1 protein-coding gene and 1 pseudogene are annotated in these 1,045 nt (G+C 44.0%); one reads left to right on the top strand and one right to left on the bottom strand.

The annotated features are described in order from the left end of the window. Positions 1–510, bottom strand: a pseudogene (locus R8O70_RS26225) (ATPase); the annotation flags it as partial. 186 nt (positions 511–696) lie between these two features. Here R8O70_RS26225 and R8O70_RS26220 point away from each other — a divergent pair. Beyond that, positions 697–1,045, top strand: a 349-nt coding sequence (locus tag R8O70_RS26220; protein WP_318184591.1) for a DUF945 family protein, incomplete at its 3' end; no start/stop codon positions are given.

Raw genomic sequence — 1,045 nt, 5'->3', positions numbered from 1 at the left:
GTGTAAGAAACCGGCTTGGTAATTGCTCATCTGATTTTCGATATGAGCACGTAGCAATTTGTGCTGGTCCAAGATTTGGCTATAACTGAGCAAGTCTTCTTTGCAATTACGTAAGATAAACTGCGTCAGCTCTTTTTGAGCCGTATTAAAAAGGACGTTATCTGGTAGAGGCTTGGTCAAACAATGATCCAAACGACCTTCATTGACGGCCGTGAGTATCGCGTCAATATCTGAAGAGCAACTGATGAGAATTTTACGAGCGCGCTCTGTGTGCGGTGTTTTGTCCAGCCCAATGAGAAAATCCACACCATTAAAGTGCGCGTGATGGCTGGCGATCACTAACGCGACAGTTTGTTCTCTTTCTTCAAGATATTCCAACGCGCTTTGCGCTTCTTCTATCGACTCGACAGAAAAAATATCAAACTTGCTAGAGAAAGCCGACAGTTCCAATCGAAACTGCTCTGCACTGATTGGATTATTGTCGAGACACAATACAGCGTAACGATTCACAGGTGGTTGAGCTCCGGTTAAAACTTGGCCAAGCAAACTTTATCAATAAAACGGCGCAATGAGTGCGAGCTGCGTATGATTCCTGACTAATGGACTAGAATTAGCATCAATAGTCTGATTTATCTCAATGTTTTATCCGTTATTAGTTTGGGGTCGTCTGAGCGCCAATACCTGAGAAGTGATGTTATGCAATACTTAAAGCAACTAGGCGCCATCGGTGGTGCACTCTCATTGGCGTTGTGTTGGCCGCTTGCGGTTGGTCAAATTGGTCAGTCGATTATTGAAGACGGTATCGCCAATATGAACGATAAGATGATCAAAGGCGAAGTTGTTGAATACCAACGCGGCTACCTTTCTTCCGTTGTATTAACTCGATACTCAGTGGTTGACCCTGAACTGAAAACACAGTTTGAGCGCGATGGTTTGCCGATTATGTTCGAAGTTACGAGTGATGTAAGCCATGGCTTAACTAGCCTGACAGCAGACTCTAAGCTGGTGGATAATGATTTTCTGCCGCTTACCATGTATAGCAAAA

Origin of the sequence: Vibrio sp. 779(2023), from assembly GCF_033344285.1 — a bacterium.
Taxonomy (GTDB): Bacteria; Pseudomonadota; Gammaproteobacteria; order Enterobacterales; family Vibrionaceae; genus Vibrio; species Vibrio alginolyticus.
Note: the sequence above shows the minus strand (reverse complement) of the source record. Positions and strands in the feature narration are given on the sequence as shown.